This window comes from Rhodococcus sp. SJ-2 (assembly GCF_053750035.1).
Genome location: NZ_CM132340.1, coordinates 3,009,672 through 3,034,080 on the forward strand (window position 1 = coordinate 3,009,672; position 24,409 = coordinate 3,034,080).

The 24,409-nt window shown below is 65.3% G+C and carries 24 protein-coding genes; 8 read left to right on the forward strand and 16 right to left on the reverse strand.

The features are described from left to right. Positions 1–29 precede the first annotated feature (29 nt). On the forward strand, positions 30–257 hold the full coding sequence (locus ACSYG9_RS14050) for a phosphopantetheine-binding protein (RefSeq protein ID WP_247272727.1): 228 nt from the start codon (positions 30–32) through the stop codon (positions 255–257). 24 nt (positions 258–281) lie between these two features. Next, positions 282–2,117, forward strand: a complete 1,836-nt coding sequence (locus ACSYG9_RS14055) for a siderophore-interacting protein (protein ID WP_454838767.1) — start codon at positions 282–284, stop codon at positions 2,115–2,117. Here ACSYG9_RS14055 and ACSYG9_RS14060 read toward each other — a convergent pair. From ACSYG9_RS14060 to ACSYG9_RS14070, 3 genes are all read right to left on the reverse strand, one after another. After that, complete coding sequence (locus ACSYG9_RS14060; RefSeq protein WP_440123154.1) at positions 2,108–2,917, reverse strand: ATP-binding cassette domain-containing protein; 810 nt, start codon at positions 2,915–2,917, stop codon at positions 2,108–2,110. The two genes, ACSYG9_RS14055 and ACSYG9_RS14060, sit on opposite strands and share 10 nt — an antisense overlap. Positions 2,918–3,007: 90 nt before the next feature. After that, entirely contained in the window at positions 3,008–3,700 is a 693-nt protein-coding gene (locus ACSYG9_RS14065; RefSeq protein ID WP_169688270.1) for a response regulator, read from the reverse strand. Next, positions 3,697–5,322, reverse strand: a complete 1,626-nt coding sequence (locus ACSYG9_RS14070; RefSeq protein WP_440123155.1) for an ATP-binding protein — start codon at positions 5,320–5,322, stop codon at positions 3,697–3,699. Before ACSYG9_RS14070 ends, ACSYG9_RS14065 begins: the two co-directional genes overlap by 4 nt. A 202-nt stretch (positions 5,323–5,524) precedes the next feature. On the opposite strand from ACSYG9_RS14070, the gene ACSYG9_RS14075 reads away from it, so the two are divergent. Continuing rightward, the gene (locus ACSYG9_RS14075) at positions 5,525–6,889 is read left to right on the forward strand and encodes a cation:dicarboxylate symporter family transporter (RefSeq protein ID WP_454838769.1); all 1,365 of its coding nucleotides are present in this window, start codon (positions 5,525–5,527) and stop codon (positions 6,887–6,889) included. A gap of 225 nt (positions 6,890–7,114) precedes the next feature. Here ACSYG9_RS14075 and ACSYG9_RS14080 read toward each other — a convergent pair whose 3' ends face one another. The 7 genes from ACSYG9_RS14080 to ACSYG9_RS14110 all read right to left on the reverse strand — a co-directional run bounded on the left by ACSYG9_RS14080 (position 7,115) and on the right by ACSYG9_RS14110 (position 12,713). After that, complete coding sequence (locus ACSYG9_RS14080; protein ID WP_440123157.1) at positions 7,115–7,897, reverse strand: TetR family transcriptional regulator; 783 nt, start codon at positions 7,895–7,897, stop codon at positions 7,115–7,117. 192 nt (positions 7,898–8,089) lie between these two features. Continuing rightward, positions 8,090–8,884 carry a hypothetical protein gene (locus ACSYG9_RS14085; protein WP_454838770.1) on the reverse strand — a complete coding sequence of 265 codons (795 nt, stop codon included), beginning with the start codon at positions 8,882–8,884 and terminating at the stop codon, positions 8,090–8,092. Then, positions 8,878–9,849: an LLM class flavin-dependent oxidoreductase gene (locus tag ACSYG9_RS14090; RefSeq protein ID WP_440123159.1), complete on the reverse strand. Its 972-nt coding sequence runs from the start codon at positions 9,847–9,849 to the stop codon at positions 8,878–8,880. Before ACSYG9_RS14090 ends, ACSYG9_RS14085 begins: the two co-directional genes overlap by 7 nt. A 52-nt stretch (positions 9,850–9,901) precedes the next feature. Further along, a complete protein-coding gene (locus tag ACSYG9_RS14095) occupies positions 9,902–10,378 on the reverse strand; it encodes a hypothetical protein (RefSeq protein ID WP_440123160.1) in 477 nt (158 codons plus the stop codon). Continuing rightward, positions 10,375–10,623, reverse strand: a complete 249-nt coding sequence (locus tag ACSYG9_RS14100) for a hypothetical protein (protein WP_440123161.1) — start codon at positions 10,621–10,623, stop codon at positions 10,375–10,377. The genes ACSYG9_RS14095 and ACSYG9_RS14100 overlap by 4 nt, the downstream gene beginning before the upstream one ends. A 37-nt stretch (positions 10,624–10,660) precedes the next feature. Beyond that, on the reverse strand, positions 10,661–11,284 hold the full coding sequence (locus tag ACSYG9_RS14105; protein ID WP_440123162.1) for an HD domain-containing protein: 624 nt from the start codon (positions 11,282–11,284) through the stop codon (positions 10,661–10,663). A 52-nt stretch (positions 11,285–11,336) separates the two neighbouring features. After that, positions 11,337–12,713: an MFS transporter gene (locus ACSYG9_RS14110; RefSeq protein ID WP_454838772.1), complete on the reverse strand. Its 1,377-nt coding sequence runs from the start codon at positions 12,711–12,713 to the stop codon at positions 11,337–11,339. Positions 12,714–13,224: 511 nt separating this feature from the next. On the opposite strand from ACSYG9_RS14110, the gene ACSYG9_RS14115 reads away from it, so the two are divergent. Further along, on the forward strand, positions 13,225–13,968 hold the full coding sequence (locus ACSYG9_RS14115; RefSeq protein WP_054716787.1) for a class II aldolase/adducin family protein: 744 nt from the start codon (positions 13,225–13,227) through the stop codon (positions 13,966–13,968). Between the two features lie 82 nt (positions 13,969–14,050). After that, positions 14,051–15,301 (forward strand): amidohydrolase family protein, encoded by a 1,251-nt coding sequence (locus tag ACSYG9_RS14120; protein ID WP_454838773.1) that lies wholly within the window; start codon positions 14,051–14,053, stop codon positions 15,299–15,301. A 39-nt stretch (positions 15,302–15,340) separates the two neighbouring features. Here the strand turns inward: ACSYG9_RS14120 and ACSYG9_RS14125 are convergent, their stop codons facing one another. From ACSYG9_RS14125 to ACSYG9_RS14150, 6 genes are all read right to left on the reverse strand, one after another. Continuing rightward, the gene (locus ACSYG9_RS14125) at positions 15,341–16,159 is read right to left on the reverse strand and encodes a FadR/GntR family transcriptional regulator (RefSeq protein WP_454842957.1); all 819 of its coding nucleotides are present in this window, start codon (positions 16,157–16,159) and stop codon (positions 15,341–15,343) included. A 193-nt stretch (positions 16,160–16,352) separates the two neighbouring features. Beyond that, complete coding sequence (locus ACSYG9_RS14130; RefSeq protein WP_440127658.1) at positions 16,353–16,529, reverse strand: NAD(P)-dependent oxidoreductase; 177 nt, start codon at positions 16,527–16,529, stop codon at positions 16,353–16,355. A gap of 218 nt (positions 16,530–16,747) precedes the next feature. Continuing rightward, positions 16,748–18,214, reverse strand: a complete 1,467-nt coding sequence (locus ACSYG9_RS14135) for an MFS transporter (RefSeq protein WP_440123166.1) — start codon at positions 18,212–18,214, stop codon at positions 16,748–16,750. After that, positions 18,211–19,092, reverse strand: coding sequence for a VOC family protein (locus tag ACSYG9_RS14140; protein ID WP_440123167.1), 882 nt, complete (start codon positions 19,090–19,092; stop codon positions 18,211–18,213). The genes ACSYG9_RS14135 and ACSYG9_RS14140 overlap by 4 nt, the downstream gene beginning before the upstream one ends. A gap of 16 nt (positions 19,093–19,108) precedes the next feature. Beyond that, positions 19,109–20,272 (reverse strand): acyl-CoA dehydrogenase family protein, encoded by a 1,164-nt coding sequence (locus ACSYG9_RS14145; RefSeq protein WP_440123168.1) that lies wholly within the window; start codon positions 20,270–20,272, stop codon positions 19,109–19,111. 32 nt (positions 20,273–20,304) lie between these two features. Next, positions 20,305–21,141, reverse strand: coding sequence for an alpha/beta fold hydrolase (locus ACSYG9_RS14150; protein WP_440123169.1), 837 nt, complete (start codon positions 21,139–21,141; stop codon positions 20,305–20,307). 272 nt (positions 21,142–21,413) lie between these two features. On the opposite strand from ACSYG9_RS14150, the gene ACSYG9_RS14155 reads away from it, so the two are divergent. The 3 genes from ACSYG9_RS14155 (at position 21,414) to ACSYG9_RS14165 (ending at position 24,397) form a co-directional block, all read left to right on the forward strand. Beyond that, on the forward strand, positions 21,414–23,102 hold the full coding sequence (locus ACSYG9_RS14155; protein ID WP_454838775.1) for a class I adenylate-forming enzyme family protein: 1,689 nt from the start codon (positions 21,414–21,416) through the stop codon (positions 23,100–23,102). Between the two features lie 111 nt (positions 23,103–23,213). After that, the gene (locus tag ACSYG9_RS14160) at positions 23,214–23,801 is read left to right on the forward strand and encodes an HD domain-containing protein (protein WP_440123171.1); all 588 of its coding nucleotides are present in this window, start codon (positions 23,214–23,216) and stop codon (positions 23,799–23,801) included. Positions 23,802–23,902: 101 nt separating this feature from the next. Next, positions 23,903–24,397, forward strand: coding sequence for a glutathione peroxidase (locus tag ACSYG9_RS14165; protein ID WP_169688273.1), 495 nt, complete (start codon positions 23,903–23,905; stop codon positions 24,395–24,397). The last annotated feature ends 12 nt before the right edge of the window (positions 24,398–24,409 follow it).

The window sequence follows — 24,409 nt, forward strand, 5'->3', positions numbered from 1 at the left end:
CGCAAGACGAAACAGGAAAGGACAACACAGTGCTTACGCGCGAGATCGTCATCGGAGACATCGCCAGTGCTCTGGATCAGCCGCTCGAATCGATCAGTGACGAGGTGAATCTCCTCGACGAAGGGTTGGATTCGATCCGGATCATGGGACTTGTGGAACGCTGGCGCTCCGCGGGGGTGGAAGACCTCGATTTCCCGACGCTCGCCGCCGATCCGACCGTGGCACACTGGGTTGCTGTTGTGCTCGGCGAGTACTGATTTCTTCGAACGAAAGGGCTATCGATGGCTGGGACCGTCCGCGAGCTCGAGGTATTTCCCATCTGTATCCGAGAGATGGACGTGCTTCGGGTCGAAGATGTCACACCGGGTATGCGCCGGGTGACCGTCGGAGGACCGTCGATGGACTCCCATGTTCGTGACGGTGTCGAGTTGCCGCCGGTACGGACCAGTGGTTTCGACGACGACGTCAAGCTGTTGCCGGTCGACCCGAAGACCGGGGAACTGCCGTTCGAGGTGCCTCGGAACTCCGACAGCGGTGCCGTCGAGTGGCCGTCGGGATCGTTCCAGTACGCCCGGACCTACACGGTGCGCTCTTTCGACGCAGACACCCGTGAGATGGCCATCGACTTCGCGATGCACGAGGGTGGGCTGGCGTCGGACTGGGCGAATCGTGTGCAGCCGGGGGAGACGGTCCTCATGGCGGGGCCGAAGCATTCGGCAGGCCTGCCCACTGCCGCCGACTGGATGCTCATCGCAGGCGACGAGACCGCACTGCCCGCGATCGCGCACTGTCTCGAGCAACTCCCGCCGGATCTGCCCGCGACGGTGGTGATCGAGGTCGCCGAACCGTCGCATCGACAAGAGCTGAAATGCGAGGCACCCCTCGACGTCACCTGGCTGTTCCGTTCCGACAACGGGGGTGAGTCGAGGCTGGTCGAGACGGTGCAGGCGGCACAGTGGCGTCCCGGGCAACCGTATCTGTGGGTTGCGGGCGAGACACTGACGATCAAGCCGCTGCGACGGTGGGCGAAGCGGGACAAGGAGATCGCGAAGGAGTTCGTCGAGATCACCGGGTACTGGCGTCACCGGGAGGTTGCGCACGCTGCGGCGGATTCGCAGGACGTCACGGCGGTCGCCGAGGCCGACCCGGACGCGCAGTTGCACGAGATGTCCGAGTTGCTGCCGCCGCTCGTCATCCGGACGGCAGTGACCGTCGGGCTCTTCCCCGCGATCGACGGCGGCGCCGACACTGCGGGCACGATCGCCGCAGAATGCGGGACTCACCCTGCGGCAACGGCGAAACTGCTGCGTCATCTCGTACTGATGGACCTGCTGGCCGTCGAGGACGACCGATTCACACTCACCGAGATGGGATCGATCCTGGCCGATCAGGACACGTTCGCCAGCCAGGCACTGCACTTCGACAAGATCCACACCCGACTCGACATGGCCTTTCTGGGACTGCTCGACGCCGTCCGGACCGGGGCGCCCGCAGCCGGACACAGCTTCGCCGACAAACTTCGCGAACCCGGATTCGTGGACGACTTCCACGAGGAGGTCGCGTTCGGGTCCGTGTACCGCGCGCCGGCACTACCCGACGCGGTCGATCTCGACGGCGTGCGCACCGTCGCGATCTACGGGGAAGGCGCCGGCGTCTACGCCGACACCCTCGCCCGCCTCCATCCAGATCTCGAGATTTCGCTCGTGGGACTGCCCGCCCAGAACACCCGGAACCTGGGCGACGTGGCCCAGTCGCGCCGCGAGCAGATCCAGCGCATCGACGGCAGCGAGTTCACCGCGCTCGCGACGCCCGTCGACCTCGCCGTCGCAGTGGAGATGGTCGACAGTCATCCCGACGCCGACGCGCGCCTGCTGCTCGGTGCACTCGGCGCGTCTGCGCGACGGGTCGTGCTGGTCACCGACGTACTCGATCCGCAGACCACCGACGACCACGAGACAGAAGCCGATCTTCTGAAACTGTGCCTCCACGGATCAGGCCAGCGCACCGAGGCGGAACTGTCGGCGCTGGTAGAGGAGTCGGGATGCGGAACGCCCCGATTCGGGGCGCTGGGCTGGGGGTCGACGGTCGTCGAGTTCGCCGGTACGCGTCAGCTGTAGGCCTGCACCGCTCCGGTGGCCGACCACCGCCCGGCGCGGCGCTCGACGGCGATCGGATGCCGGAAGGCCTCGGAAATCGTTTCGGAGGTCAACGCCTCGTCGACCTCACCCCGAGCGACCACCGTGCCACCGGAGAGGACGAGAGCGTGTGTCGTCGAGGCGGGCAGTTCTTCGAGGTGGTGGGTGACCAGCACGGAAGCCAGTTCGGGGCGGAGCTGACGTAGCTCGGCGAGGACACCCAGGAGGACCTCGCGGGCTGCGAGGTCGAGTCCGGTGGTCGGCTCGTCGAGCAGCAGCAGATCCGGGTCGGTGACCAGGCCGCGCGCAATCAGTGCGCGGCCTCGTTCTCCCTGCGAGAGCACCGACCACGGACTGTCGGTGATCGCACCGAGCCCGAGCATGCCGATCAACTCGCCGGCCTTGCGCTGCTCCTCGTCCGACGGGGCGGCTCGCGGCGGCAGTGAGGTGGATGCGTAGAGCCCGGTCAACACTGCGTCACGCACCGTGACACGAGGGTCGATACGTGTGCGTGGGTCGACGTGACCGATGTGTGTTCGCAGTGAGCGCATGTCCACGCGCCCGAGACGGTGTCCGAGGACGTGCACGGTGCCGGTCGTCGGGTGCTGGTGGGCTCCGCACAATGCGAGCAGCGTCGACTTCCCGGCACCGTTCGGCCCCATCAACGTCCATTGCTCGCCTGCACGGACATCGAGATCGATGTGTGCGATCAGTGACCGGCCCTGACGCACGACGCTGACGTCCTGTAGTTGGAGGACGGAGGGGCGGTTATCTGTGCTCATGAATTCGTATTCTGTCATTTCGGAGTCAGAGCATCGGCGATGGCCTGCAGGTGTTCCCGGGCGGTGGGCGCTGTGACGGTGAGGGCGGTGTCAGGGAGTGCGCGCGTAGCGCACCTGCGGTCGCCCGGCCTTTCCGTATTCGGTGAGTCGCACGAGTGCCCCGTCGTCGGCGAGACGCTCGAGATAACGCCACGCCGTCACCCGTGATACACCGATCCCGGCGCCGACCTGAGCGGCAGTGCACGGGGCATCCGCGTCCCGGAGGTACCCGACGATGAGGTCGAGGGTCGCGGGCGCGATGCCTTTCGGACTCGATGCGCGCGAGTCGGACGTGCGCAACGCCGACATGGCGCGATCGATCTCGTGCTGCCCGGCGGCCTTTCCTGAGTCGTCGAGCGCCTCACGGTAGGACACGTAACGTTCGAGTTTGTCGCGTAGGGCCGCGAAGGTGAACGGCTTGAGTAGATACAGCACGATTCCGCGGGCGACGGCAGTGCGCACCACCTCGAGTTCGCGCGCCGAGGTCACAGCGATGATGTCGGGACTCGGATGGAACACACTCAGTGCGGCTGCGATGTCGAGTCCGCTGGTGTCGGGTAGCCCGATGTCGAGGAGCACGAGGTCGATCGGCTCACCCCCGTGAGCTGCCGTGGTCACGGCGCGCAGTGCATCCTGTCCGGTGTGCGCGACCGCAACGACGGTGAAACCCGGTATGCGAGCGAGATATTCGCGATGGGCTTTCGCGATCAGCGGCTCGTCCTCGACGATCAGCACACGGATCATTCGTCGTCTCCAGGCTCGGCGGCGAACGCAGAGTCGTCGGTGCCGGTCCGGCCGAGCGGGATCTCCACAACGACCATCGAGCCGAGGGACGGCTCGGTGCGCAGACTTCCCCGGTACTTTCTGACCAGCCCGTTGACCAACGCCAGACCGAGCCCGTGGTGATCGAACTTCGTGGAGTAGCCGCGTGCAGTTGCTCGTGCCAGGGTTTGCGCGGACATGCCCGGTCCACTGTCTGCGACTTCGACGATCATGGTGGTTCCATCCTGCCGTATCCCCACCTCGACCCACGGTTCGTCCGAGATGCGCGCGGCGTCGATCGCATTGTCGACGAGATTGCCCACGAGCGTCACCAGGTCGCGAGTGCTCATGATCGAGGTGGAGTCGAGTGCGGTGTCCTCGGTGATCGTCAGCTCCACACCCCGGTCGGAAGCGTCCGCACTCTTCCCGAGCAGCAGCGCGACGAGCGCGGGTTCGCGCACGGCCGAGGTGAGACGGTCGATGAGCGCCTGCGACATCGCGAGCTCCTCCGTCGCGAAGGCGACCGCGTCGGTGGTCCTGCCGAGTTCGACCATGGTGATGATCGTGTGCAACCGGTTGGCGGATTCGTGGGCTTGCGCGCGCAGTGAATCGGCGAAACCCTTCACCGCGTCGAGTTCACCGAGCACACTTCGCAGCTCCGTGTGGTCACGCAGCGTCACGACCGTGCCGAGCGTTCGCCCGTCCCACCGCACCGCATCACTGTTGATCAGGAGAACGCGGCCCTCCGTGACGTGGACCTCGTCCCGAACGTCGTGGCGGCTGAGCAGGTCGCGGACCGTCGCGGGCAGAGCATCGAACGGCACCGGACCGGTGCGCGGCAGATCGAGAAGCCGCCGTGCCTCGTCGTTGACCACATCGATCCGCGGTCGCGACGACTCGACATCGAATACCAGCAACCCCTCACTGATCGAATGCAGTACCGCGTCGTGATGCTCGTAGAGGGTGCGGAGCTGCCGCGCATCGAGGCCCAACGTCTGCCGGCGGAACCGGCGGGCGATGAGATACGCGCCGACAGCCGACACCGCCACCCCCGCCGCGACCACTCCGAGGATCGTGGGTAGTCCAGCAACGAACTCTTCCCAGATGTGGGTACGCGTCACCCCGACGGACACGAAGCCGACGAGGTCGCCTGCCTCGTCGTAGACGGGCGCAACGGCGCGGATCGACGGGCCGAGCGAGCCGGTGTATGTCTCGGTGAACGTCGCACCCGCGCGTGCCTGATCCGTGTGGCCCGTGTACGGCCGCCCGATCTCCCCGGGGGTGGGATGAGTCAACCGGATCTCGTTCATTCCCATGACCACCACGAAATCGACCCCGGTCGACGTGCGAACCTCCTCGGCCCGCACCTGCAGGTCGCCGCCCGCGTCATTCGTGGTGATTCCGACAGCGACTTCGGGAAACTGCGCGAAGGTGTCGGCGATCTCGGTCACTTCGCGTCCGGTGGCGTCATCGGCCTCGCGGCGTTCGTCGAGTACGAACAGGACTCCGGCGACCACGGCCATCACCGTGAACACCACCAGCTGCAGGATCAGCAGTTGGCGCGCGACGCTCAGAGGGCGGCCGCGACCCGGTCCCGACCTCATCTCGACCTCCCGCCGCGCGTCTTCTCCAAGAGTTCACGCGCACGTTCCCCGTGAACACAATGCACGCAATCTTCTGCGCGCACTGCCCTTCACTCCACCATGTTCACAGTGCGCGTGACTTCGGTCACCCGATTCGACGCCGGTGGAACCTCGATCCGAGCAGGTTCGTCGCCGACACTGCACCACAACGTGAAGGGCACACATGAGTATCACCACGCGCGGGGAGAAACACCGCGACCGCACCCACTGGTTGTACATCGGCGTCATCGTTGCGGTGGTCGCGGGTGTGATCGTCGGATGGCAGGCACCCGAGGCCGGTAAATCGCTCGGTGTGCTCGGCACGATGTTCGTCGATCTGATCAAGATGATGATCAGCCCGGTGATCTTCTGCACCATCGTGCTCGGCATCGGCTCGGTGCGTGCCGCCGCCAGCGTCGGGCGGATCGGTGGTCTCGCCCTCGCCTACTTCGTCGGAATGTCCACGGTCGCCTTGGCGATCGGACTCGGCGTCGGGAATCTTCTCGACCCGGGCTCAGGCCTGACGCTCGACCCGGAGACCGCAGATTCGGGTGCCGCACTCGCCGAGCAGGCGCACGCTGCGGGCGGTACTGCCGAGTTCATCTCGTCGATCATTCCCACGTCGCTGCTGTCGTCGCTCACCGCGGGCAGTGTGCTTCAGACACTGTTCGTCGCGCTGCTCGTCGGCTTTGCGATCCAGGGCATCGGGAAATCGGGTGAACCGATTCTGCGCGGCGTCGCGCATATCCAGAAGCTCGTGTTCAAGATTCTGACGATGATCCTGTGGCTCGCACCGATCGGAGCATTCGGCGCAATCGCCAATGTGGTCGGACAGACGGGGCTGAACGCAGTCGTGCAGTTGGGTGCGTTGATGCTCGCGTTCTACCTCACGTGCCTGGTGTTCGTGTTCGGTGTGCTCGGCTCGCTGCTCAAGGCCGTGGCGGGAGTCTCGGTGTTCAGACTCGTCCGCTACCTGGCCCGTGAATACCTCCTGATCTTCGCAACGTCGTCGTCGGAGTCCGCGCTGCCGCGTCTGATCGCCAAGATGGAGCATCTCGGCGTCGAGCGCACCACCGTCGGTGTCGTCGTGCCCACGGGGTATTCGTTCAACCTCGACGGAACCGCCATCTACCTGACGATGGCCGCGCTGTTCGTCGCCGATGCCATGGGAAGTCCGCTCACGTTGTCGGAGCAGGTCTCGTTGCTGGTGTTCATGGTGATCGCCTCGAAGGGCGCGGCCGGGGTCACCGGCGCCGGTCTTGCGACGCTGGCCGGTGGCCTACAGAGCCACCGCCCCGACCTGCTCGACGGTGTCGGTCTGATCGTGGGTGTCGACCGCTTCATGTCGGAAGCGCGCGCGGTCACCAATTTCTCCGGCAACGCTGTCGCGACGCTGCTGATCGGCACGTGGACACGCTCGGTCGACCGCGATCGAGTGGACGAGGTGCTCTCGGGTCGGCTGCCGTTCGACGAGAACATGCTCGGCGACAATGACGGCATGCCGGAACCTCTCAAGGAACCGTCTCGGCTCGAGAAAGTCTCGGCCTGACCTACTGTTCTCTCTCATCGGAGACCGGTTACCGCCGGCACGGAAGCCGTGTACCTCTCAGAGATGTACCGGCAGCCGTGTCGGTGCCAGGCGGTTGATGCGGGAATGCTCTGAGTGCGCTGGGTTGCTGTTGAGCCGTAGTGCCGGAGTCAGGGTGAATTCACGCTCCGCCGCACGAGTGGCGGGTTGGTAGAGACCTGTCGGTATGCCCACCCCGTCAGCAAGTCAGTCGTCGGTAGCGGTGCTGCCATTCGCGTTGCGAGACTTGGACAACGATTCCATAAGACCGCGCATGGCACGCATATCGGAGCGTAGCTCGTCCAGTTCGGAGCGAAGGTCGTCCACTGTGTCGATCGGTGGTTCGGCGGGCGCCGGTTCGCGCTTCACCTTCGTCGACGACGGGGGCAGCGTCATTGTGGTTGATTCGGTTCGTGCCGGGGCGAACCCGTCGAAGAAAACCGATGTGACAGTGGCGGTTATCGATTCGATGTCGGCGGCGAGGGTGTCTCGGTGCCACCTGACCGACTGGAAAACGCACTCTCGCATCATCCGCTGAAACTCGAATACATCTATACCGGAATTGAATTCACCATCGCGTACTCCTTCATCGACAACGTCGAACCATGCCCGGTGCGAGGACTCGACGGCACCGGCGATCTCCGTGTACTCGGGGAGCGCACCGAGGTTCTCGATCTCGTTCTGATAGATCTCTGTGGCGTAGGGATGCTGGTCTGCGACTTCGAGTGAGACTCGGACCATGAGCCCGAGACGATGGCGGGCCGTCTCGGGCTCGGCCCGGACGCTCTCGTAGTTGCATACCAGGTCTGTCAGGAAACTCCTCAGGATCTCGGAAACGATGGCATCCTTGGAACTGAAGTAGTGGTACAGCGTCCCGGAATTCAGCCCGACCGCGTCGGCGATCTCGCGGATCGTGGTGGCTGACATTCCTCGTTCGGAAAAAAGCCGAGCCGATTCGGCCAGGATCTTCTGACGCCGACTGGCTGTCACTGTTCACCTCTCGTGTCCGGGTCTGACGATCTGTGCATGCGCCGCCACATCCGAGGCTATCAGCAGGTCAGGGCTGTTTACCTGAGCCACGTCAATGCGCTCTTCGCTCGTTGTGGCCATGTTTGCCGAGCATGCGACCCCGGTGGGGTCGAGTTGCCACGTGGTAGGGGTGTGATGCGGGAAACTGCTTTCTCACGAGTCGAACCATGTCCAGTTCCAGGGCTCGATGTTGCGTAGCACCCCGGAGAACAAGAGTTCGATGCCTTCTTCGAGCGGGGTCGGCTCGAGTTCGATCCCGCGCCGTGCCCGATCGGCCAGATGTAGGGCTGGGTCTCCGTCGAGAAACACCATCACGATCCGCACCTGACCCGATGAAGTGCGGTCGTCCTCTGCGAACGTGACCCCGTCGTCCGAATCGCGTCCCACGTCGAGTGTGGTGCTGTAGCTCGAGAAGGTCCACACCCCTGCGACCTCCTCGCATTTCAGCAGGGCCGGTATTACTTCGCGGTCCTGCTTGGCGAAGAACTGCTCGCTCACACTGCCGTTGGGGTCCTGGACCCGAGTCGCGACCAGCGAGATTCCCCGGTTCGGGCGGATCGGCAACGCGTCCGCGCTGAGCAGACAACGCGGGCTCACGTAGCCCTTGACCGGCATGAAAGTGCCCATCGCCAGACGCCGGCTGAGCCGGACATCGGGTCGCCGTCCCAGTTGGAACGTCCTGACCGCGAGGTTCTGCCATTGGGCGAAGCTCTCGTCAACGGGGTCCCGGAACCAGTAACTGTTGACGTAGTGCACTCCGTCGAGCACTTCGCAGGTCCGGGTGGATTCTGCGCAGTCCGGGCTGTGCACCCACCGCTCGCCGTGGGCGACGCCGTCCAGAGCGAGATTTTCGGGCCGATGGTCGAGCTGGTGCCAAGCGTTGTACTCCGCGTGCGAAGTCGGGTCTGTCACCTGGGTGAACGAGAAGAAGACCTTGCGGCCTAGCATGGTGCTGCCTCGGCGAGCACCGGCGCGACCCGGGTGAGTAACAATTCCACGTGGCGGTCGACCAGCGCGTCGGGCATCCCCGGGAGTCCGGCCCACAGATAGACGTGCTCGACTGGCATGGAATGAGTTCGGAGACGGATCTCATGGGCCGCCACCTCGGGTGTGGCGACGGTCAGTCCCGGCACCGCGCCCGTCAGGTCGAACTCGGCGATCAACTCGATCTCCAGATCGGCGGCGCTGCGCGCATCACCACGCCTGCTCGCATATGTTGCCTGCTGGTGTGCCCAATGCGGGATCAGTCGTCTTGTAGTCGACTCGGGATCATCGGCCACAATGATGTTGAGCATGCCACCGCGGCGGGCCGCGTCCGCGCCGTGGCCGCCCTCCTCGAGACCGATGAGGTACGGCGCCGACAGAGCCGGGTCGAGCGACAGCAGTCCGGCTCCGAGACGTCCGGCCCGGGCGGCGCCGCGGGGCCCCTGATATCCGAGCCACATCGGCACCGGTGCCTGCGCTGGCCCCGGCGTGACACCGCCATCCGACAGCAGATTCCGCACCGCGGAGAACACTGTGTCGGTGACGTCGTAACGGGTGCGAAAGTCCGATCCGAATGCGTCGAATTCCTCTGAGGACCACCCGGCGCCGAGCCCTAGTTCGAGTCGCCCGCCCGAGACAAGGTCTACGAGCGCGGCCTCTTCCGCGATGTGGACGGGATGGCGGTGGGGCGCGAGCAGGACGGCCGTGCCGATCCTGATGCGCTCGGTTCGGGCGGCGATCGCGGCGGCGAGGGTGAGCGGTTGCGGCAGGTAGCCGTCCTCGAAGAAGTGGTGCTCTGTCAGCCACACCGAATTTGCGCCGAGTTGCTCGGCCCAGGCAACCCGATCGAGCATCGCACCGTAGTGCTCGGCGCGGGGGCGTTCCCATCGGGTCGGGTTGCGCATGTCGAGAAAGAGTCCGAGCTTCACGAAAAGCGGTGTCCTGTCCGTCGGTGTGGTCAAAATGAATGAAGTGGCTGGCTCAGTCAGCGGCGGGAGGGGTCAGGGCCATCGAAGGCACGATCTCTGCGGCGGCGTTGTCGCCTGAATCGGCGGCGCCGCACACGTCGACATCCGCGCAGTCGCGCGCGTCCTCGATGTCGGCCCCTCTACCGATCTCGGTTTCGAAGGTAGTTTGCCACTGGGTGAGCTGCTCGGAGGTCCAGCCGAACTGTGTGCGTTCGTCGAGCAGGCGATCGGCGACCCTTGCAACCATCGCCACCCGAGGTGCGCGTCTCGACTCGACCTCCCCGAGAATGTCCGCGGGGGCCAACGGCCGTGTCTTTGTGCGGTAGTGCGCCCAGGTGGCCTCGAGAGCGTCGGATTCGGCGCAGTCCCTGAGCAGTTCGGACCAGTAGTACTCGCCGAATCCGTCCGGGGGCGCGTACTGTCCGATTCCGGACCGGATCCGAAGGATTTCCCGGCACGTAAAGACGTCGACGGTCTTGACTCTGGTCACGACGCGATCACATTCGATGATGCGGCCGTTACGGATTCGAGCGCCACCCGGCGTATATCGCGCCTGCCGAACTTGCCGCCCGACGAGCGCGGTCGACGGCCGGATGTGTTCAGCCTTCGGTCCGATGTGTCGGAGCGCTCGGGGGTGGCAACGGCTTGTACCCGCACGATCTCGTGCAGCGGGTCGGTGCCCCACCAACCCGACTCGACGTACTGCCGTGCAGTCGCTGCGTCGATCGAACTCATTGTCTGGTTCCTCCTGTGCGGGGTGGGGGCGTGCGGACTACGCGGAGTGCGGGTCCCCGGAGTCCTCTTTCGACCACACCAGGTCCTGATCCCCCCACGTGCGCGGTGGGCGGGAGAAGACCTCCTCGAGCATCGGCATGAAGAACTCGAGGGGTTCGGTGTCGTAGTCGGGGTCGAACGACTCCTGGTCCCAGGCTGCGCAGAAGTGGGCGCAGGTATCGAAGTACGGGGAGTCCCGATACCGGTCACGACTGTCGGTCGGAATTCCTAGCTTGTCGCCGTAATGGTAGGTCTGGAAGACACCGTGGTGCTTGACGATCCACACCGCCTCGTCGTCGAGCACCGGCCGCAGGATCGCGGCAGCGACCTCGCTGTGATTGTCCGGGCAGAGATCGTCGCCGATGTCGTGCAGGAGGGCGGCCATCACGAGATCGACGCGGGCACCCTCCCGGTGTGCACGGGTCGCGGACTGCAACGAGTGCTCGTAGCGATCGACGCGGTAACCGAAGGTATAGCCCTTCATCGACTCGAGCAGACGTACAACCGTCCCGAGCCAGTGGTCGCGACGATGGACCGCGGCCTCGTCGCGGATCAGTTCCATCTCCGCGGCAGTGGCGTCGTCCATCCGGGAGAACTCGACGGTACGGGTATTGTCGATCATGTCAGCTTCTTTCGGTCTCGGTCTCGTTGGTCGATGCGTCGGGCCCCGGCAGTCAGGCCGGGCTGACAGTGGTTTCGCTCGGCGCGTCCGTCTCCGCGGTGAGGGCGAGGCCCTTGGTCTCCTGGGTGAAGTAGGCGGCGGCGGCAACAGCCAGTGCGAGCACGATGACGTACCAGGTGAACAGGTCCGGCGTACCGCGGGAGGTCAGCCACGAATTGAGGTACGGCGCGGTACCTCCGAAGATCGCAGCCGCGAGCGACACCGCGATTCCCGTACCTGCCGCGCGGGACTTCGTGGAGAACAATTCGGCGAACCAGGCGACCTGTGTACTGGCCGCGAGCGCCTGGATGACGAGCGCCAGGGACATCGCCACGACCAGGGTGAGAGCCGAACCGTCGAGCATGCCCGACAAGGGGAAGGCGAGCAAGGCCACCAGCAGTCCCCACACGATGTTGTTGGGACGACGTCCGAATCGGTCGGCGAGGAGTGCAGCGAGCGGGAGAGCGAGGATGAAGACGATGTTGGCGACCACGCCGGCCCACATCGCAAGTTTGTCGTTCACGTGGTGGAAGCTGATGGCGTACGCGGGAGCGTTGACCGACCAGGTGTACGAGAAGACCGATGTGCCGCCGACGAGGAGAACGACGCGCAGGATCGAGGTTCGCTGCGCCCAGATGTCGCGGAGCGCGGAGCGTGCCGACGACCGTGTCCCGGTGCTCGCGGCCTCGGCGGCGTGGTCGGTGAAAGCTGCGGATTCCTCGAGGCCGCGGCGCAGGTAGAGCGCGAAGAATCCGAGCGCACCGCCGATCAGGAACGGGATGCGCCAGCCCCAGTCGGCCATCGCCTGGGAGTCGATCGCGGTACGCATCACTGCGCCGAGGAGGGTGGCGAGCACTGTTCCGCCGACGGTGGACATGATGACCGTGGTACCCCACAGCGCGCGGTTGTCGGGCCGCGCCACCTCGGCGATATAGGTGTACGACCCGCCCTGCTCACCACCGTGTGCTACGCCCTGGATGCAGCGGACGACGAGCAGCCACAGCGACGCGAACACGCCGATCCGTTCGTAGGTGGGCGCGATCGCGATGAGGACACTCGATGCTGCGACCAGTGTCATGGTCAGCACCATGACGAATTTCCGTCCGCGGCGATCGGCAACCAACCCGAAGATCAGGCCGCCGATCGGGCGCATGACGAACCCGACCGCGAACACCGCCATCGTCGACAACAGGTTCGACACCTCGTTGGTCGAGTGGAAGAACTGGTTGGAGAAGTAGACCGCGAAAATCGCGAACACTGTCCAGTCGAACCACTCCAACGTGTTTCCCATATTGACGGCCAGAATCATCCGAGCCCGGCCCTTGACCCGGGATCGGATCGCCGGCGTCGGACTCTCCGCAGGATTGTTCTGTGTTGGTGAGGCGGTCATGCCGGTTCTCCTTGTCGGGAGGGGTGCGGTGGGGCAGTGGGAGGGGCGGAGCAGTCTCAGCGCTGGACGGTTGTTGGAGGGGACACGGTGCCGTCGTGTGGTTCCTCGGTTTTCTGCTCCTGTCCGATTCGGAGTCGGGACGAGGGGCACGAGAACACGGAGGACTGCGCGCTGTATGGCGAGCATCACAAATTTAGGGCGATCCGCAAAATATGTCAATCAAGCGTTTGGCTGGCAATGGCGGGACGTGGGAGGCGCGATGTGCATCTCTGGCGGCTCTGGCCGCACGGTATGTGTGCAGATCGGGAGACCTGGGGGCCGGTCGGTGGTCGCGGGTGCGGGCTGGTGCTGTTCGTCGACGGCGTGAGGTTTGCTGATGTGAGGGCTTACATCGGTATCTTTTGTAAGATAGAGTTCCGACACGTCCGAATCTGTGACCCCAATCTCACTCCATGGAGGCGCTGTGACCGTGTGCGACGAATCGACGGCCATCGGAGGTGGTCCGGATTCGATGGGTGAGTGGCGACCGCGTGCCACGCCCCCCATCGGGGTCGATCTCAACAACGAGCAGAAGCTCGCCTGCGCGTTCCGGATTCTGGCGCGCGACGGCTTCAGCGAGAACATGGCCGGCCACATCACCTGGGCCGATCGGGACGACGACAGCCTCCTGATCAACCCGTGGGGGTTGTGGTGGGACGAGGTCGCGGCTTCCGATGTGTGCCGTGTGGACGCGAACGGTGCTGTGATCGAGGGTAAATGGGATGTCACGCCCGCTTACCACATCCACACCGAACTGCACCGGCGTCGTCCGGACGCCCGGGTGGTCATCCACAACCACCCGTACTACGTGACCGTGCTGGCTGCTGTCGGTGTTCTGCCGATGATTGCGCATCAGACCGGCAGTCTGTACGACGACGACCTCTCCCTGGTCGACGAGTACGACGGTGAGATCAACGACGCCGAGCTCGGTCGGGGTCTCGCCGACCAGATCGGCGACCGTAACAACGTCATCCTCGCCAGCCACGGCATCATCACCACTGCCGACACGATCGAACTCGCGGTCTACCGCGCGGCCTCGATCGACCGGTTCTGCCGGCTGGCGTACGACATCCTGCTGCTCGGCAAGGACCCACTGCCGATCGAGAAGAGCATTCGAGTCGCGATGCAGAAGGCGCTCGTCGAGCGAGCGGCCGGTGTCTACTGGGCCGGCGCCGTGCGCAAGCTGCTCCGGACCGATCTCGACGTTCTCGACTGAAGACCTCCATACCCCAAAATTTGCGGCTGCGTAGGTAACGCAGCCGGATTCGCCGACCCCCGACAATTGAGGAGCATGCGAGATGGCCAATCTCGACGAACTGATCCACAACACCGACTTCACCCAGAACGTCAAGGGGAAGGTGACCTTCCTGCCCGAACCGGAGAGGGCGCACCGGCCCTTCCCCTTCATCTCCGTCGATGACCACATCGTCGAGCCCAAGGACGCGTTCGAAGGTCGCCTGCCGGCGAAGCTCGCCGACCGGGCACCCAAGGTCATCCACCGCGACGGCGCGGATATCTGGGTGTACGACGGTAAGGAGATCCCGAACGTCGGTTTCAATGCGGTCGTCGGACGCCCGGTCGACGAGTGGGGTTTCGACCCGCAGCGCTTCGAGGACATGCGCCGTGGTTCGTGGGACATCCACCACCGTGTCAAGGATATGAACCTCTCGGGTGTGTATGCGTCCCTGAACTTCCCGTCGTTCCTCCCCGGCTTCGCCGGTCAGCGTCTACAACTGAGCACCAACGACCGGGAACTGGCGCTTGCTGCGACGCGCGCCTACAACGACTGGCACCTCGAGGGCTGGGCGGGCCCGTACCCGGACCGCATCATCCCCTGCCAGATCCCGTATTTCCTCGACCCCGAGATCGGTGCGCAGGAGATCTACCGCAACGCCGAGCGGGGCTTCAAGGCGGTGACCTTCTCCGAGGGCCCCCACGCCCTCGGGCTGCCGTCCGTGCACTCGGGTCACTGGGACCCGATCATGCGGGCGTGCGAGGAGACCGAGACCGTCATCAACCTGCACATCGGCTCGTCCAGCACGTCGCCGAGTACGTCGGAGGACGCTCCGCCTGATGTGTCCGGCACGTTGTTCTTCGGCTATGCCATGTTCGCGACCGTCGACTGGTTGTTCTCGAAGATCCCGGTGCGCTTCCCGAATATCAAGATCGTAATGTCGGAAGGTGGAATCGGTTGGGTTCCTGCACTTCTCGACCGTCTCGATCACATGAACACCTACTCGTCGATGTACGGCACATGGGAAGGCATCGACATCTCCCCAGCGGACGTGCTGAAGCGGAACTTCTGGTTCTGCGCCGTGGAGGATCCGTCGACGATGGTTCTGCGTGACCGGATCGGGATCGACCACATCCTGCTGGAGGAGGACTACCCGCACAGCGACAGCCTGTGGCCCCGGACCATGGAGGTCGTCAGTGAGTCCATGAAGGGACTCTCTGCAGGTGAGCTACGCAAGATCACATGGGAGAACGCATCCAAGCTGTACCGGCATCCAGTGCCGCAGAGCGTGATCGACGATCCGAACAGCTTCTGACCGAGTGCTGGTCGGGTCCGGCCTTCCGGTCGGGCCCGCTCAGCCGAAGAATAGACGGTCCCGCGCGACCGCGGGATCGAGCGAGACGGCCGGTCGGTCCGGGTCGTGCGGATAGGTTTGTACATCCCGGAGATGCCGGGCCGCGATCACCCGCGCAGATGCGGCGTCGCCGTCCTCGATGCACTGCAGGATCTGGCCGTGAACGGCCAGCGCCTGGGTCCGTTCGGTCGGCGGAATCCGTTCCGGGTCCGCTCGCTTGCTGGCCCAGTCCGTGACGTGACTCGACCACAGGGCCTCGAGGGCTCCAGCCAGCACGATCAACGACCGGTTTCCGCACAGCTTCACCACGGATTCGTGAAACCGTCGCGAGAGTGCGGTCGCGGCAACAAGATCGTCGACTTTCGACAGTGATTCCTCGTGCAGGGCGCGCAGAACCGGAACCACCTCGGTGGCACGGTCTCCGCGTTCCGCGCACAGCGCCGCGCACATCGGCTCGACCTCGTGCAGCGCGCGACCGACGTCGTCGATGTCCGTTCCCGACATCGCGAGCACCATCGAGAGGCTGTAGGCAACGTTTCCGGGGGTGGGCCGGTGCACGACGGCTCCGCCCCGGTTACCGCGGCGGACACGGACGAGACCCTCGGCCTCGAGAATGCGCAGGGCCTCACGCAGGGACTGGACGTTGACCGGGTACTGCTCGCGCAGTTCGGCTTCCTTCGGCAGGAGGTCGCCCTCGTTCAGGTCGCCGCGCAAGATCCGCTCGCGGATCTGGTCTGCCACCATCTCGGCCAGTCGTCGCCAGCGCAGGCTGCCCGGATCGGGAATCTGCGATTTCCGGTCCGGTGCCCCTGCGGGCACCGCCGTCGCGTCCTTTCGATCTCGGGAGTCCATGAAGCCAAAGTTACCAAACTTAGTGAATTTGGTCTGCGCCTGCTCTGTCGTTCCCGCCGGGTCGGCGGGATTACCCCAGCATCCACAGCGGCAGTTCGTCGCGGCACACCCTGCGATATCGGCCGCTGCCATCTCGAACATGCGCTGACGGGCAGCCGAACTACCTCCGGCGACATGAGGGCTCAGCAGGACGTTGTCCAGCTCCGAAAAGCGGACTGCCGGACTCTAGCGGTTCGCTGACAAAGACCTCCAGCGCGGCCCCGGCCACGGATCCGGAGCGAATCGCAGCGGCGAGCGCAGTCTCGTCGACGACCGGACTGCGGGCGACGTTGATCACCAACGCTTCCGGTGGCAGCAACGCCAGTTCGCGATGACGATGACGATGTCGGCGTCCGGCAGCAGGGCTGCATTTCCTCCGCGGTACGGACGGTGGGTACGAGGAGCCGGCATCACCGACAGATGGTGCGCGCACCGCCCGCTCGACTGCCGGATCCTCTATGAGAATCAGGACTCGGTCGGTCGGGCGGTGCGTCCTGTGCCGATGCTGCGCGGGGGTCAGGCCGTCGATGGTTCGCCGGTTCGTCCGGGCAGTCGCGTCGCCGCCAGGCCACCGAGCACTGCGGATGCGGCGATCAACATGTACGCCCACTGGAAGCCGATGCCCTCGTACAACGGAATTCCGCCGGCCATCGCCTGAATGTTCGCATTGAGCACCACGAACACCACGGTCGTGCCGATACCCGCCATCAGGGTGCGACTCACCTCGGTGAGGCTGGAGCTGACCACCTGATGTTCGGGTGGCACCGCCGCGATGACCAGGTTCGGGATCGCGGCGCCCGCCAGTCCCACACCGAGATGGGCAAGTCCGGTCGCGGTGAGCACGAGCAGTTCGTCGCCGCGTCCGAGGCCCATCGTCAGCGCGCCGACCGCGACGGCGACGGCCGCCGCGACCATGTGCGCTTTCGCTCCGAGTCGCTGCACCGTGAGTCCGACGATCAGTCCGCCGACGACGATGCCGATGCCGTTGATCACGCCGAAGATCGCGAACTCACTGGCTGTCATGCCGAATCCGTAGTCACCGCCGGCCTCGCGAGGCGTCATGGCCATGATCGCGAGGATCGAGCTGGTCGTGGTGCCGACGCCATACACCAGGCCCGACGCGAGCACCGTGTACAGCAGCGCCGGACGACGCAGTTGCTGCAGATCGACCAGCGGTTCGGGGACGTGGCCCGCCTGCACGATCCAGGCCGCGAACAGGGCGCACCCGGCCGCCAGCAGGCCGAGGGTTCCGGCGCTGGTCCAGCCCCACTGCGGCGCCGAGCTCACCGCGACCAGGACGGCCGCGACCGAGCTGCCCAGCAGGAACGCACCCATCAGGTCGGGACGCGAATCCGAGGACCGCACCGGGGATTCCGGCACTACGAGCAGAGCGGCGACTGCCAGTGCCGCCGTGAGGACGGTGACGAAACAGAAGGCGCCCGCGACACCGTGATTGTCGATGAGCCAGCCCGCGAGGAACGGCTGCAGCACGACGACGATACCGGTCCCGGTCACGGTGACACTGACCGCGAACGGCACGATCTTCTCCGGGAAGACGTCCCGGATCAGCGAATAGCAGAGGAACGCGACCGAGAAGATCGCACCCTGTAGTGCCCGGCCGAGAAGGAACATCGGGAAACTCGACGCGACCGCGGACAGCAGGGAGCCGACGACGGTGATCGCGAGCACGACCATCAACAGGCGCTTCTTGCCGTACATGTCGGCGAGCTTGCCCACCAACGGCATCGCGATGCTCGCGGTGAGGAACGCGATCGTCATGGTCCAGCCGGCCTGGGCGGTCGCGTACTCGGCCGAGATGGCAGGCAACGCGGTACCGGCGAGGACCGCGGACACCGGGATGATTTCACTGACGAGAATCAGGACGATCAGGATCGTCACGAGCCGGGGCGTCCACCGGTGGGTGTCCTCCGCGCCGACGGTGGTGCCGCCCGCCGGCACCCCGCCGTCGACGGTGCCTGTCACTGCGGGAGACCCTTCGCTCCGGCCGGCGGCGGCGTGTACCGGTGGCCCCACACTGCGCCCTCGGTGATCCGGTAGGTCGGTGCCGCGTCTTCGATTCGTTCACCACCCCATCCGATCTCGGTGGCGTGCCCGTCGGGGGAGTAGGTGTAGAACGAGAGCATCCGGTCGTTGGTGTGCTTGCCCAGCGACTGCATCATCGGGACGTTGAGATCGTGGGCGCGATCGAGAGCTTTGCCCACGTCGTCGATGTCGACGGTCTCCACCATGAAGTGCAGCAGTGCAGGGCCCGCGGCAGGATTGAGCCCGAGCGTGTGCTGGCGTGCGTTGCAGCCGAGGAAGTAGCTGGTGCCGCCGGGCAACGCGAGCGAGTTGCGCTCGGCGAATCCCAGTACTCCTACGTAGAATTCGTAGGCCGCTTCGGTATCCACACAGTTGAGGATGACGTGTCCCATGCCCTGATCGCCGGTGACGAAGCCGGACAGGTGCCCAAGCTCCACACTCCGATGGCTCAGTACCGGCCCGTAGAACAGTTCCACCCGGTTGCCGGACGGGTCGTCGAATGCGGCGAAGCCCGTGACCTGCCGCAGCGCGCACTCCTCGGGGGTGCCGGCGTGGGTGTCGATGCCCGCGGCCTCGACTCGGGACATCAGGTCCTTCAGGTCGGAGCGGTTGAGGACCTCGAAACCGACGGCTTCGAGTCCCGGTGTGGCCGATTCGGTGACGACCAAGCGCGGCGGGTAGTGGTCCATGCGATAGTGCAGTGAGTCCGCCGACGGGCCGTCGACCGGCATCATGCCGATGAAATCGCGGACGAAGGGATTCCACCGCTCCGCAGACTCGACGTTGAGACGTAGGTATCCCAGTGACAGAACAGGCATTGCGTACTCCTCGAAATCAGTAGAGGTTGCCGGGTTCGCCGGTGAGCATGTACCGGCCGTATTCGAGATTGACGATGTCCGGCAGGTTGATGGCATGGTGCTGGCCGGCATGGACGTCGCGCCAGACCGATTGCAGTGCACTCGACAGCGCGATCGACCGTGGCCCACCCACCTGGTATGCCTTGTCCGCGGCCGAGACCGCCAGCCCGACGGCTGCAATGTGATCGCGTTTGGTGCGCTGCCGCATCGCCATCGAAACCGTCGCGCCGCGTTCGACGGCACCGAAGGCGTCGGCGAGGTCGGCCTGAAGAGTCCGGTACGCGGTGTCGACCTCGAAGTCTGCCTCGGTCAGGCGTGCCAGCGTGGCCGCGTGCGGCATCTTGGACACGTCGATCGCCAAGCGGGACCTGTGAATCGAGACAGCTTCGTCGATCACCCGGCGGGCCATGCCGATCAACGGCACCGCGACGGCATTGACGAATAGGGTGTACCAGGGCAGCCGGAAGAGTCCGGCGGTGTTCACCTCGTTGCCGGGATAGCGCTCCGCGTAGAGGTCGACGACGTCGTGTGTGCGATGTTCGGGCACGAATGCGCCGTCGACGACGATGTCGTTGCTGCCGGTACCGGCGAGGCCGGACATGAACCAGACGTCGTCGATCGTGTAGTCGGCGCGGGGGAGCAGCAGATGGATGTGCTGCCCGGTGCGCTTCCCCTGCTCGTCGGTGACCATTGCGCCCAGGAAGACCCAGTCGCAGTGGTCGCTGCCCGACGAGAATCCCCAGCGTCCGGTCAGTTCGTAGCCGCCCGGCACGATCTTGGCGGTGCCGGCCGGGCTGTAGGACGAACTGATCCACGCGTCGGAATTCTCTCCCCACACGTCCTTCTGGGCTCGATCCGGGAACAGGCCCAGGTGCCAGGAGTGGACGCCGACGACACCGGTGACCCAGCCCGCAGAGCTGGACAGCCGTGCGAGCTCGTACATCGCGGTGTTGAAGACGCCAGGATCGGCCTCGAACCCGCCGTAGCGCTTGGGTTGGATGAGTCGCATGATGCCCGCGTCGCGCAGGATCTTCGCGGTGTCCGCCGAGAGTCGGCGCTCCTCGGTGCATTCGGTTTCGAGTGCCTTCAGGCGGTCACCTGCAGCGAGGGCGGTGTCCAGTGCGTCGTGCTGGAACTCCATGTGGGAAAACTCCTTCGGTGCCAGAGGGGAAATCAGCGGGTGAGGAAATCGGTCGTGAGCGACTCGAAGTCGTGCTTGCGTTCGACTTGGGCCCAGTGCCCGCATTCGCCGAGAATGTGCAGGTCCGCTTTGGGCATGCGGCGGAGCGCGAACAGGGCGCCGTCCGGGGGCAGCATGCGGTCGTCGCGGCCCCAGGTGACCAGGGTCCGGTGCGGGATCTCGTCGGTGCGTGCCCACAACGGCGCCTTGCCGGGCAGGGCCAACGACGCCATGACCGCGCGCATCCGATCGATGGCGCGGGGTGCGGTGGCGTTGTTCCAGCGCTCGTCGAGCAACTGCGGTGTGATCGTCGCCGGGTCGTAGACCATCGACTCGACCCAGGCTTCGAGTGCCTCGCGGGTGGGGTCGACGAGAAAGGCGTTCAGGCGCCGGGCGCCCTCGCTCATCATCGGTCCCAGTAACGGTGCGTACAGGCCGCCGGGGCCCATCAACACCAGTCGCTCGACGCGTTCTGGTGCGATCGCCGCCGTCTCGAGCGCGACCCATCCGCCCATGGAATTGCCGAGAACGTGGGCCTTTTCGATGCTGAGGTCGTCGAGCAGCGTGACTATCGACTCCGCGGCGAGTTCGGGGTACGGACGGTCGTACTCGATATCCGGGCTCGCACCGAATCCGGGCATGTCGACAACGATGGTGCGAAAGTTGCGTGCGAAGGCCGGCAGGTTCTTCGAGAAGTTGGACCAGCCGGAGACTCCTGGTCCGGACCCGTGCAGCAGTACGAGGGGATGACCTTCACCGGCCTCGTGGAAGTGCAGTTTGTCGGTGGCGGACGGTCCGTGCGTCGTGGCGTCGTAGTCGAGGGTTTCCATGCGATCCGATCTTTCTCTTGCGGCTAGTGCATTTCGCCCCGACGAAGCCGGGGCCGAGGTCCACGAGGAAGTGGACCCGGTCTCAGCAGGCCCAAGTTGTGTGAGGCGAGTCACGTACGAGGGGTACGGTAACGGCTGTTGCAGTTCCGATCAAGCGAACGGTTGAGAATTCCCAATCAAGTGATTGATCAACCGTTGTTCTGGCGCTACCGTGTGTTCGGGCCGTCGTGTGATGGCCGACACGATCATGAATTCAGGCCCGGGAGGCAGTGATGGACAACGCGGCGGCTGCGCGCTACAGGCAGGCCGGCTGGTGGGGTACGCGTTCGCTCGGTGAGGTCGTCGCCGACCACGCGAGGAGGATTCCCGCGGCGCCGGCGTTTGTCGCCGGTACGGACCGGACGAGCTGGCTTGCCTACGACGCATATGCCGACACCATCGCGGCGGCACTGGTGGGTGCAGGAATCGAGCCCGGGGGCCGCGTCGGGGTGCTCCTCCCGGACACTGCGGATGTGCATGCCGCGTTGGTGGGGACCGAGCGAGCCGGCCTTGTGGCGATGGGCATCGGCGCACGTGCCGGCGACGCCGAGATCACGCACCTGCTCGGTCGTTCCGGTGCGGTCGCGCTGATCACGAGAGCGGATGACCGTGGCCGCGACATCGAGCAACTCGGGCAGCTCGTGCGTGCGGCCGGGCTGCCGGTCCGCGTGCACCTCGTCGTTGGGGACGGGCAGGTGCAGGCGCTCCGCCGGCTCGACGCAGGACGCTGGCGTGAGGTCCCGGTCGAGTTCGCCCCGGACGACCTGGTGCGTCCGCGCGCTCTCGGTCCGGACGATGTCTCGATGCTGAACTCCACTTCGGGCACCACCGGCCTGCCCAAGTGCGTGGTGCAGTTCCAGAACCGCTGGATGCATTTCTCCCAACTGGCCATCGACGCCGGCGAACTCGGCCACGACGAGGTATTCCTCGCGGCGGTCCCGGCTCCCTTCGGCTTCGGACTGTGGACGAGCCACTTCGCACCGGCGATGCTCGGGGCACCCGCGGTGCTGCTGCCTCGCTTCACCGCCGACGAGATGGTGCGGAAAATTGCAGAGGAGCGGGCGACTGTCCTGTTCTGTGTCAGTACGCAATTCCGCATGCTGCTCGCCTCGGATCTGGCGGAACAGGTCGATCTGTCGTCCCTGAAAGTCATGTTCACTGGCGGCGAAGCGGTGCCGTACCGCGACGCCGCGAGGTTCGAGGACCGGACCGGCGCCACCGTGCTGCAGTTCTTCGGATCCAACGAGAGCGGCGCGTTCAGCTACACGACGACGAAGGACCCTCGGGAGAAGCGGCTGACGACTGCGGGCCGGATGGTGCCCTCGATGACAGTCCGGCTGTACGACGACGAGGGGCGGGACATCACCGCCAGTGGCGGACCGGGGCAGCCGGGTGGCACAGGGCCGCTCTTGAGCATGGGGTACTACGACGACCCGGCGGCCAACGACGAGCTCTACGCACCGGACGGCTCGCTGCTCATGGGAGACCTCGTCACCATCGACGACAGCGGCTACCTCACCGTTGTGGGCCGCAAGGCCGAAATCATCATCCGAGGAGGGAAGAACATCTCCGCCGCCCACGTGGAGCGAGAGGTCGAGACCCACCCGGATGTCGAAATGGCCGTGGCTGTCGGACTTCCGGACGACGTCTTCGGTGAACGGGTCTGCGTCGTCGTCAGCGGAAGTTCCGCTGCCCGGCTGACGTTGCCCGGCCTGGTCGCGCATCTGATCGAGCACGGGGTGACCAAGGAGTGCCTGCCCGAGTACCTGCTCGTAGTCGACGAGCTGCCCCGGTCCTCGGGAGGAAAACTTGCCAAGGGGCAGGTCCGGGACCTGGCTCTGGCGGCGCTTGCCGCGGGTGAGCTCGAGGTCGCGGCCGGTGTCGGCCTCCTCGATCCGGTAGGGAGAGGGGCGCAGGGATGAGTTCGGCCCGCTGAGAGGGAATATCGTTGTTCCAGTGCTGCTGCGCCGGTAGGAAGGCAGTACGCCCGCGGGTCTCGATTCTGTATCCGCCAGTGAAAAGGGGAGGTCCACGTGACCGAGATCGACCAGCCGAACCGTGTGGTGGGCTTCACCAGAATGGACGAGTCCACCAAGGAGGACATCGCACTCATCTTCACGGAGTCGAAGAAGTTCCTCAACGATCGCCTGGTGGACACCATGGTTGACCTGCTCGACTCGCTCAAAGGGCCGACGCTCGGCTACCAGGTCGACCGCTACGAGCACTCGCTGCAGACCGCGTCGAGGGCGTACCGCGAAGGGGCCAGAACCGATCTGATAGTCGCCGCGCTGCTGCACGACGTCGGCGACGCGATGGCGCCGGCGAACCACGCGGAGCTGGCGGCGTCGATCGTCCGTCCATACTTGGACGCGGAATCGACATGGGTCGTGCAACACCACGGAATCTTCCAGGGTTACCACTACTGGGACCGGCTCGGCCTCGATACCGATGCACGCGAAAAATTCCGCGGTTCACCGTATTTCGGCACCTGCGCCCACTTCTGTGCCGAGTGGGACCAGGTGTCCTTCGACCCAGGCTACGAGACCTTGCCGATCGATCACTTCGTGCCGATGTTGCGTGAGGTGTTCACCCGTTCGGCGTCAGGGTTCGGCTCGGACTGATCCTGATCGACACCCGCGCATGGCCGTTGCTCGGCTACTGGAAGAAGGGTGGTTCTACGCGCCTGAGGGAGCAGTGTAGATGGGCACGCTAACTTGGTTGTATGACCACGCCTCTGCAGAACATCACCATCAACACCCTCTCCGGTGAACCCACCAGCCTCGGTGCGTGGGACGGCCATGCCCTCCTCGTCGTCAACGTCGCATCCAAGTGCGGCCTCACGCCGCAGTACACCGTGCTCGAACAACTCGCGAAGGACTACGCCGACCGCGGGCTGTTCGTCATCGGTGTTCCGTGCAACCAATTCATGGGTCAGGAACCCGGCACCGCCGAGGAGATCCAGGAGTTCTGCTCGACCACCTACGGCGTCACGTTCCCCCTGCTCGAGAAGATCGAGGTCAACGGCGAGAACCGGCACCCGCTGTACGCCGAGTTGACGAAGCAGGCCGACGCGAGCGGCGAAGCCGGTGACATCCAGTGGAACTTCGAGAAGTTCCTGATCGCGCCCGACGGTACGGTCGTGAACCGCTTCCGTCCCCGCACCGAACCCGATGCACCCGAAGTGATCGACGCGCTCGAAGAGATCCTGCCCGCCTGAAGACCACCCTGC

Excerpts from the sequence above, each read along its gene's own strand:
- ACSYG9_RS14055 (WP_454838767.1), top strand. The coding sequence starts at position 282 with ATGGCTGGGACCGTCCGCGAGCTCGAGGTATTTCCCATCTGTATCCGA.
- ACSYG9_RS14060 (WP_440123154.1), bottom strand. The coding sequence starts at position 2,917 with ATGAGCACAGATAACCGCCCCTCCGTCCTCCAACTACAGGACGTCAGC.
- ACSYG9_RS14065 (WP_169688270.1), bottom strand. The coding sequence starts at position 3,700 with ATGATCCGTGTGCTGATCGTCGAGGACGAGCCGCTGATCGCGAAAGCC.
- ACSYG9_RS14070 (WP_440123155.1), bottom strand. The coding sequence starts at position 5,322 with ATGAGGTCGGGACCGGGTCGCGGCCGCCCTCTGAGCGTCGCGCGCCAA.
- ACSYG9_RS14075 (WP_454838769.1), top strand. The coding sequence starts at position 5,525 with ATGAGTATCACCACGCGCGGGGAGAAACACCGCGACCGCACCCACTGG.
- ACSYG9_RS14085 (WP_454838770.1), bottom strand. The coding sequence starts at position 8,884 with ATGCTAGGCCGCAAGGTCTTCTTCTCGTTCACCCAGGTGACAGACCCG.
- ACSYG9_RS14100 (WP_440123161.1), bottom strand. The coding sequence starts at position 10,623 with ATGAGTTCGATCGACGCAGCGACTGCACGGCAGTACGTCGAGTCGGGT.
- ACSYG9_RS14105 (WP_440123162.1), bottom strand. The coding sequence starts at position 11,284 with ATGATCGACAATACCCGTACCGTCGAGTTCTCCCGGATGGACGACGCC.
- ACSYG9_RS14110 (WP_454838772.1), bottom strand. The coding sequence starts at position 12,713 with ATGACCGCCTCACCAACACAGAACAATCCTGCGGAGAGTCCGACGCCG.
- ACSYG9_RS14115 (WP_054716787.1), top strand. The coding sequence starts at position 13,225 with ATGGGTGAGTGGCGACCGCGTGCCACGCCCCCCATCGGGGTCGATCTC.
- ACSYG9_RS14120 (WP_454838773.1), top strand. The coding sequence starts at position 14,051 with ATGGCCAATCTCGACGAACTGATCCACAACACCGACTTCACCCAGAAC.
- ACSYG9_RS14140 (WP_440123167.1), bottom strand. The coding sequence starts at position 19,092 with ATGCCTGTTCTGTCACTGGGATACCTACGTCTCAACGTCGAGTCTGCG.
- ACSYG9_RS14145 (WP_440123168.1), bottom strand. The coding sequence starts at position 20,272 with ATGGAGTTCCAGCACGACGCACTGGACACCGCCCTCGCTGCAGGTGAC.
- ACSYG9_RS14150 (WP_440123169.1), bottom strand. The coding sequence starts at position 21,141 with ATGGAAACCCTCGACTACGACGCCACGACGCACGGACCGTCCGCCACC.
- ACSYG9_RS14155 (WP_454838775.1), top strand. The coding sequence starts at position 21,414 with ATGGACAACGCGGCGGCTGCGCGCTACAGGCAGGCCGGCTGGTGGGGT.
- ACSYG9_RS14165 (WP_169688273.1), top strand. The coding sequence starts at position 23,903 with ATGACCACGCCTCTGCAGAACATCACCATCAACACCCTCTCCGGTGAA.